Below are 8,217 nucleotides of genomic sequence, written 5' to 3'. Positions count from 1 at the left end.
TGGTGGCCATGCAGGTGTACCGCCTGATCGAATGGATGATTGCGCTGCCCGAAGACCTGGAAGCGGAGTTTTTACAGGCGGTCGAAGCCTTGACCAAGGAGAATGAGATGACGTATGTCACGCTGATCGAACGCGCCGGCCGCGACAAGTGGTTTGCCGAGGGGCTTGTCGAAGGCAAAGCAGAAGGCAGTGTGGAGGGCCAGTCGAAGACCTTGCTGCTGCAGATGCAGCGCCGCTTCGGCCCGCAGCCCGACGCCATTGCCCGGCGCATCCGGGCCGCCACGGCGGCGCAACTGGAAACCTGGTTGCTGAACATCTTGGACGCCACCGAACTGGATGACGTGTTTCGGGATTGACCAGACGCCACGCGCGACATCTCAAAAAACCCAACGCCCCTTCGATCGGCCCGGCCAAGAAACCGCACCAAATCAAGCAAATAGCAACCATCTGTAGTCCCTGCGCCAAGCCCGCCGCCAAACCGTTTATGCTAATGGGTTTCCATCACCACCACAGGGCAGGCGGCAAACCCGCCCGCCCCCAGGAATTTTTATGTCTTTCGCATCAAAGCGCCCCACCTTCAAACCCACTCCCTACGGCTATACCCGCCGCAGCCGTGGCATCCCGCGCTGGCTGCTGCTGCTGGTCACCGGGGTCGTCCTGGGCGCGGGCGGCGTACTGTTCCTGCAGCGCAGCTACGGCCCGCAGCGCCTGACGGTCGAACAATCCGAACAACTGCGCATCGATCTGAACACCGCCAACCTGGAAAACCAGCGCCTGAACAACGAAGCCAAGGCGATTCGCCAGGACATCGCCCAAGCGAAAGAGACCCGGCAGGCGCAAGACATCCGCATGCAGCAGCTGCGCAAACAGGCCGCCGACATGGAAGCCGGCGTCGCCAGCCTGATCGCCGCCATCCCGCCCGACCCCCGCGGCACCTCCCCAGGCATCCGCTATGCCGACCTGGTCACGCAAGACAGCACCCTGGCCTACCAAGTCCTGCTGATCCAGGATCTGGCCGACGGCCAGACCGAGACCCCGAACCTGCGCGGCGAAATCAAACTGATCGGGATCGGCACATACCCCAATGGCAACACCGGCTACGTCGACCTGATGACGCAGCCCCTGGACATGGGCCGCTACGTCGTCATCAACGGCCAGACCGAGTTGCCCAAAGCCTATCGTCTGCGCCAGGTCACGATACAGATCATGGGCGAAGGCTCGGACAAGGTGATCGCCACCCGCACATTGAAGGTGACGGCGGCAAAATAAATCGCGGCTGGGCCCATCCCGGGCCCACGCGAATCTGACCAAGCGGCAGGCGCGTGGCGAATTAGCTGACGTGTTTTAGAAAGTCCTTCAGGCGCTGGCTGGGCGGATTGTTCAGCAAGGTCTCGGGCACGCCGTCTTCGGCGATTTTTCCCTGATCCATGAAAATCAGGCGACTGCCCACCTTGCGGGCGAATTCCATTTCGTGGGTGACCACGATCATGGTCATGCCTTCCTCGGCCACGTCCTGCATCACCCGCAGGACTTCGTGGCGCAGTTCGGGATCCAGCGCCGACGTGGGCTCGTCGAACAACATCAGCAGGGGCTTGATGGCCAGCGCCCGCGCAATGGCCACGCGCTGCTGTTGGCCGCCGGACAGCTGCCCGGGATAATGGTTGGCGCGCTCGGCCAGGCCGACCTTGGCCAGCAGTTCTTGGGCCATCTGGCGGGCCTGCGCCTTGGCCACGCCCCGCGTGTGGACGGGGCCGAACATGACGTTTTCCAGCGCGGTCAGCTGGGGAAACAGGTTGAACTGCTGAAACACCATACCGGCCTCGCGGCGCAATTCGCGCACCTGGGATGCCTTGCCCAGCACACTCAGGCCATTGACGACGATATCGCCGCCCTGGATGGTCTCCAGCACGTTGATGCAGCGCAGAAAGGTGGACTTGCCCGACCCGGACGGGCCGACCACCACCACGACCTCGCCCGCATCAATGGACAGGTCGATGCCATCCAGCACGACATTGTCGCCAAAGCGCTTGGTGACGTTCTTGAATTCGACGATGCTCATACGATGCGGGTCCGGTGTTCGATGAATTTAAGGACCAGGGCGATAAAGCCGGTCATGATCAGGTAGATGACGGCCACCGCGCCCCAGATTTCGACCGCGCGGAAATTGCCGGCGATGATTTCCTGCCCCTGGCGGGTGAGTTCGGCCACCCCAATGACGATGAACAGCGAGGAATCCTTGAGGCTGATGATGCATTGATTGCCCATGGTGGGAATCATGCGGCGCAAGGCCACCGGGCCGATGATGTGCGCCAGGATCTTGTAGAACGGCAACCCCATGGCTTGGCCGGCTTCCTTCAGGCCACTGGGCACCGACAACAGCCCGCCGCGCACGATTTCGGCGATATAGGCCCCCGAATTGATCATCAGGGTAACCGTGGCCGCCGTAAAGCCGTCGATGCGCACGTTGACCAGCAGCGGCAGGGCGAAATAGATGAACATCACCTGCACCACGATCGGGGTGCCGCGCATGACCAGGATATAGATCTGCGCGACCAGCGACAGCACGAAGGGCACCCAGGCCAGGCAGCGCCAGATGACTAGCGCCAGGATCAGCAGGCGCAACCCCCACCATACCGGCGCCGGCAGGCCGGCCAGCGGCCCCGCGCCCAGCCAGGAGAAGACCTGGAACAACGCGGCCAGCAGAACCAGCCCCAGCACCCCCCAGGACAGGCTGCGGCGGGTGATGGGAACCGGCACGTAGGTGACGACCACCCCGGCAAGGCCGCCGATGATCGTCCCCCCCACCAAGCCGATCAGCGTGATCTGGACGGTCATCCAGGCACCGGCCATGAGGTCGGGCCAGGCAGCCCAGATTGCAGACCATTCAAAAGTCACGATGATTTCCCGTGTGGATTAGTCGGGTTTCTTGCCGAACCAGGTTTCATACAGGGTGTCGTAGGAACCGTCCGCCTTCAGATCGGCCAGCGCCTTGTTGACGACGGGAACCAGGTCGCTGCCCTTGGGAAAGGCAATGCCGTAGAAGTCGCCGCTTTTCAGAGAGCCCACGACCTGAACCTTGCCCTTGCCGGCGGTATTGGCGTAATACTGGACATTGGGGGTGTCGTGCACCACGGCATCCACTCGGCCGGTGGCCAGCTCCAGGAAAGCATTGTCGATATTGGGAAAGAGCTTGAGCTTGGCCGACGGCACGTTGGCCTTCATGTAATCCACCGTGGCGGTGCCGATCTTGACCGCGACGGTCTTGTCTTGGAGGTCTTTCGCGGTCTTGATGGCGCTGCCGTCGGGCACCAGGATCGCCAGGCCGGACTCGTAGTAGGGATCGGAGAAGTCGATGACCTCGGCGCGATCCGGGCGGATGGTGATGCCGGCCAGGGCCGCGTCGATATTGCGGGTCTGCAGGCCCGGAATGATGCCGTTGAAATCCATCGGCTGCAGGCGGTATTTGAGGTTGGCCTTCTTGGCGATGGCTTCCCAGAGCTGGATATCGAAGCCGGTGTATTTACCGTCTTGCTTGAATTCAAAAGGCACGAACGCCGTATCGGTGGCGACGACCAGTTCTTTGTCGGCGGCCTGAGCCGTGGGCAGCACCAGGGCGAAGGCCAGCCCCATCAGGGCAGCTTTAAAGGTTTTAGGCAACATCCGGGTCTCCTTGTGGGATGGATTGAGCGCAGCCAGCAGGCCGCAACAGACGCTCATGTTAACTGAAAGACCCAGGCGATCCGCCAGAATCCTGACGCAAAGCCTGGGTCGTTTCCCGATTTTTCGGGAAATCCCCTACGAATGGCCGGGGATTCCGAAAACCAAAAGAATCAGAAAGCCGGGACGATGGCCCCCTTGTACTGCTTCAGGATGAAATCGCGCACCTTGTCGGACTGCAGCGCCTGCACCAGCTGCTTGACATCGGCATTTTCGGTCTGATCGGCGGGCACGACCACCAGATTGGCATAGGGAGAGTCCTTGTCCTCGATGAACAGCGCGTCCTCGATCGGATTCAGGTCGGCTTCCAGCGCATAGTTGGTGTTGATCAGGGCCAGATCCACATCGGGCAGCACCCGGGGCAGGGTCGCGGCTTCGAGTTCGCGGAATTTCAGGTGCTTGGGGTTCTCGGCGATATCGCGCGCGGTGGCCAGGATGTTGCTCGGATCCTTCAGGGTCAGCAGACCCTGTTTCTGCAGCAACAGCAAGGCGCGCGCGCCATTGGAGGGGTCGTTGGGGATGGCCACCAGGGCGCCGTCCTTCAGATCTTTGATGTTCTTGATTTTGGCCGAGTAGCCGCCGAACGGTTCGACGTGCACGGCGCCCACCGACACCAGTTTGGTGCCGTGTTCCTTGTTGAAGGAATCCAGATAGGGCTGATGCTGGAAGAAGTTGGCGTCGATCTGCTTGTCGGCCACCTGCAGATTGGGCTGCACATAGTCGGTAAAGACCTTGATGTCCAGATCCACGCCGGCTTTGGCCAGGTCGGGTTTCACGAATTCCAGCAGCTCGGCGTGCGGCACGGGGGTGGCGGCCACCGACAGTTTGCCCGCCTGGGCGGACGTGGCGAAAGCCAACGGCAAGGCCAGCAGCAAGGCGGGCGCAAATTTCTTCAACATGAACAATCTCCTGAGTATCGAGTAATGAATCAAGCAATAAACCAAGTCAAAACACCGGCGTGGCCGGCGCGTCGGCGCGCCCCGGGCCCGCGCCGCCCTACTTCCGATTCAGCCGGGCCACCCAGCGGTCGCCCAAGGCCTGGAATACCTGCACCATGATGACCAGGATCACCACGGTGACGGCCATGACATCGCCCTGGTAGCGCTGATAGCCGTAGCGCACGGCCAGATCGCCCAGGCCGCCCCCGCCGATCACCCCCGACATGGCCGAATAGCCCACCAGGGTAATGGCGGTCACGACCACCGCCGCCAGGATGCCCGTGGTGGCCTCGGGCAGCAGCGCCCACAGGACGGTCTGGCGCGATGTGGCCCCCATGGAGCGGCAAGCTTCGCTGACCCCGGGATCCAGCTCGCGCAGCACGTTCTCGACCAGGCGCGCGAAAAACGGCGCGGCGCTGGCCACCAGGGGCGGGATGGAGCCCTGCACGCCCAGCGCGGTGCCCACCAGCAGACGCGACATGGGGATCATCACGATGAGCAGGATCAAAAAAGGCACCGAGCGCAACACATTGACCACAAACGCGGTGCTCTGGTAGATGCCTCGATGGCTCATCATCTGCCCCGGACTGGTCAGGAACAGCAGCACCCCCACCGGCAAGCCGATCAGGATGGTGAACAACAAAGAAAATCCCGTCATCAACAAGGTGTCGATCGTGGCTTCGCCGATCAACCACCAATCCACATTGGCCATCATGTCCGTAGTACCTCGTAGTGCACGCCCGCCTGATCCAGCAGACCGCCCAAGGCATCGAGATCCGCCGCGGCGCCCTGGGCGGCCACGACCAACTGGCCATACGGGGTGTCCTTGATCTGCCCCACCGACCCCTGCAGGATGCTGAGATCGAGGTTGAGATCCCGGCTGATGCGACTGAGCAGCGGCTGGGCGATGGCATCGCCCCGGTAACTGAGCCGCAGCAAATGACCCGGCAGGCCATCGGCCATGGCCCGCCAGCTCTCGCCGCCATCCAGCCCGCTTTCCGACAGCAGGGATCGGGTGGCATCGTGCCGCGGGTGCAAAAAGACTTCCAGCACCTGGCCGGATTCGACGATGCGGCCGGATTCGATGACCGCCACCCGATCGCACACGGCGCGAATCACATCCATGCTGTGGGTGATCAGCACAATGGTCAGCCCCAGGCGCTGGTTGATGTCGCCCAGCAGGCGCAGGATGGACTGCGTGGTTTCCGGATCCAGCGCCGAGGTGGCCTCGTCGCACAGCAGCAGGCGCGGCTTGCTGGCCAGGGCGCGGGCGATGCCCACACGCTGCTGCTGGCCGCCCGACAACTGCCCGGGATACTTATGCGCATGATCGGACAGGCCCACCAAGGCCAGCACTTCGCGGGCACGGGCGACCCGGTCGGCGCGCGACATCCCCGACAGGCGCAGCGGAAAGCACACATTGTCGATCACAGTGCGCGCGCGCAGCAGATTGAAGTGCTGGAACACCATGCCCACCTGGCGGCGGTATTCGCGCAGTTGGGCGTCGGTATAGGCCGTGATGTCGCGGCCATCCACCCGCACCACGCCGTCGGTGGGCCTTTCCAGCAGGTTCAGCATGCGAATCAGCGTGCTTTTACCCGCGCCGGAGCGCCCGATAATGCCAAAGACTTCGCCTTCGCGGATATTCAGATGGATATCGGCCAGCGCATGCACGGTGCGGCCGGCCGATACGAAGGTCTTGCGGATGTTCTCGAGGTCGATCAAGAGTCAGGATCACTAAAATGACAATGTCCCGGATCAGCAGGACCTGAGCCGAGAATTTACCATGCCGATTGATTGGATAAACCCTGTAGCATATAACAAAAAACTATTTAGCACCGCCGGCCGGAAGGCTTGTTGGCATACATGTCGCTGTCGGCGCGCTTCAGCAAAGTTTCAGGGTCGCGCCCATCCGCCGGCCAGCAGGCCGATCCGATGGCCGCCCCCAGGCGGACGATTTCATCGGCGGGCAGCCCTTTCAGTGTCTCCAGCGGGATCTCGATCAGCGCCTGCAGCTTGGCCTTGAAAGCCGTCAGGGTGCCGGACGACGGCTTGGCCGCCACCACCACGAACTCGTCGCCCCCCAGCCGCACCAGCAAATCGTCGATCCGCAGGGCCGCCCGCAGGCGCTGGGCGACCTCGACCAGCGCGCGGTCGCCGTTGTCGTGGCCATAGCGGTCATTCAAGGGCTTGAAGTCGTTCAAGTCGATGAACAGAACGGCAAAGGGGGTGTCGTCTGGATCGGCCGTCAGACGCTGCAGCCGATGATCCAAGGCCATGCGATTGGCCACTCCGGTCAGGCGGTCGGTGAACAGGTCGGCGTGCATGGCCTGGAAATTGCGCGCCAGATCGCCCAGTTCGTCCCGGCGGCGGGTGGTGATGGCCACCGAGGGATCGCCTGCGCGCACCTTATCCACGGCCCGCGACAAACCGACGGCATCGTTGGCGATCCGTCCGAAAATACGCAGCCCCACCAGAATCGCCAGCAGCACCGCCAGCAAACCGATCCCCAGGGCAATGCCGATCTGCCGGCGCAGGCCCATGAAAATGGCCTCGCGGGGGATGGCCACGACGGCCAGCCAGTCCATGCCGGCATCGTCCACGATGCGCCGGGCCGCCACAGTAATGGTCCGGCCTTCCGCATCGTGGACGGTGGCCAGGTACTCGCGGTCATCGTCGCGCCGGGTTTCCGCCTTGGCATCGCCGATGAGTTCGTGGATGCTTTGATAGGCGGCCTTGGTGACGGGGTCGTCGTTATAGGCGGCGCTGACCCGCATCAGCTTGCCGTCTATGCTCATGCCCAGATTGGCAGTACCCGTGGCGGCGATCAGCTTGCCATCGCGCTCGACCACGAAGGCGCGCCCCTGGTCGCCGATATCCAGGGAGGACACGAAGCGGTTGATTTCGCGCAGCGAGACATCGGTCGCCACCACGCCCTGGAAGCGCTGGTCGGCCCCCAGAACGCGCCGCGCGCGCGTCACCACGAGATCCTTGGAAGTAAAGTCGATATACACCGTGGTCCAGATCTGATCCGGGGTGTCCCGCGCCATCGCATACCAGACCCGCTCGCGGGGATCGAACAGCCCCGTTTCATCCCCGGTGTAGCGCGGCATGCCGTGAATGCCCCGGTAATGGTAGTACCGCCGGTGCAAGGCTTCTTTCAGCTTCAGGCGCAATTCGACCTCGTCCACCCCCAGCCGCTTCAGGGCAATGCTTTGCCCGGCCTCATTGCCGTAATACACATAATCGTTGGGATTGGTGAACATGGACGTCGCCACCCAGAAACGCGTGCGCAGCGCATTCAGGTCGGCGGCGATGTCCTCGGCGACCGGCACCCCTTCTGGAAAAGCGGAATCCAGCACGGAAGACGAGCCATGCACGTGAAAATGCACGGCCTGGGAGATGCGCGCCGCCATGGCGCGCATGTACTGATCGGAAAACTGGCCGATGTTGCGGCTGGCCGACCAATAAAAGGTCGCCCCCAGCGTCACCGCCACCAGGATGATCAGCAGCACGAAAGGCAAGACCAGGGAAACCCGCAAGGACCGCAAATTCATTGGAT

General features: G+C 62.7%; 9 protein-coding genes. 2 read left to right on the top strand and 7 right to left on the bottom strand.

The window, feature by feature from the left end; genetic code table 11:
* Positions 1 to 356, top strand: a 356-nt coding sequence (locus ACMHYJ_RS15715) for a DUF4351 domain-containing protein (protein WP_414247137.1), incomplete at its 5' end; no start/stop codon positions are given.
* A gap of 193 nt (positions 357 to 549) precedes the next feature.
* Entirely contained in the window at positions 550 to 1,269 is a 720-nt protein-coding gene (locus ACMHYJ_RS15710) for a hypothetical protein (protein WP_414247136.1), read from the top strand.
* A 61-nt stretch (positions 1,270 to 1,330) separates the two neighbouring features.
* Here ACMHYJ_RS15710 and glnQ read toward each other — a convergent pair whose 3' ends face one another.
* The 7 genes from glnQ to ACMHYJ_RS15675 form a co-directional block, all read right to left on the bottom strand.
* Positions 1,331 to 2,059, bottom strand: coding sequence for a glutamine ABC transporter ATP-binding protein GlnQ (glnQ, locus tag ACMHYJ_RS15705; RefSeq protein ID WP_414247135.1), 729 nt, complete (start codon positions 2,057 to 2,059; stop codon positions 1,331 to 1,333).
* On the bottom strand, positions 2,056 to 2,895 hold the full coding sequence (locus ACMHYJ_RS15700) for an ABC transporter permease subunit (RefSeq protein WP_414247134.1): 840 nt from the start codon (positions 2,893 to 2,895) through the stop codon (positions 2,056 to 2,058). The genes glnQ and ACMHYJ_RS15700 overlap by 4 nt, the downstream gene beginning before the upstream one ends.
* An 18-nt stretch (positions 2,896 to 2,913) precedes the next feature.
* Positions 2,914 to 3,660 (bottom strand): glutamine ABC transporter substrate-binding protein GlnH, encoded by a 747-nt coding sequence (gene glnH / locus ACMHYJ_RS15695; protein ID WP_414247133.1) that lies wholly within the window; start codon positions 3,658 to 3,660, stop codon positions 2,914 to 2,916.
* 170 nt (positions 3,661 to 3,830) lie between these two features.
* The gene (locus ACMHYJ_RS15690) at positions 3,831 to 4,616 is read right to left on the bottom strand and encodes a MetQ/NlpA family ABC transporter substrate-binding protein (RefSeq protein WP_414247132.1); all 786 of its coding nucleotides are present in this window, start codon (positions 4,614 to 4,616) and stop codon (positions 3,831 to 3,833) included.
* A gap of 97 nt (positions 4,617 to 4,713) precedes the next feature.
* Complete coding sequence (locus tag ACMHYJ_RS15685) at positions 4,714 to 5,370, bottom strand: methionine ABC transporter permease (RefSeq protein WP_414247131.1); 657 nt, start codon at positions 5,368 to 5,370, stop codon at positions 4,714 to 4,716.
* Positions 5,367 to 6,380, bottom strand: a complete 1,014-nt coding sequence (locus tag ACMHYJ_RS15680) for a methionine ABC transporter ATP-binding protein (RefSeq protein WP_414247130.1) — start codon at positions 6,378 to 6,380, stop codon at positions 5,367 to 5,369. The genes ACMHYJ_RS15685 and ACMHYJ_RS15680 overlap by 4 nt, the downstream gene beginning before the upstream one ends.
* 107 nt (positions 6,381 to 6,487) lie before the next feature.
* Positions 6,488 to 8,197 carry a diguanylate cyclase domain-containing protein gene (locus ACMHYJ_RS15675; RefSeq protein ID WP_414247129.1) on the bottom strand — a complete coding sequence of 570 codons (1,710 nt, stop codon included), beginning with the start codon at positions 8,195 to 8,197 and terminating at the stop codon, positions 6,488 to 6,490.
* Positions 8,198 to 8,217: the final 20 nt, after the last annotated feature.

This window comes from Castellaniella hirudinis (assembly GCF_047468865.1).
Classification (GTDB): Bacteria; Pseudomonadota; Gammaproteobacteria; order Burkholderiales; family Burkholderiaceae_B; genus Castellaniella; species Castellaniella hirudinis_A.
Note: the sequence above shows the minus strand (reverse complement) of the source record. Positions and strands in the feature narration are given on the sequence as shown.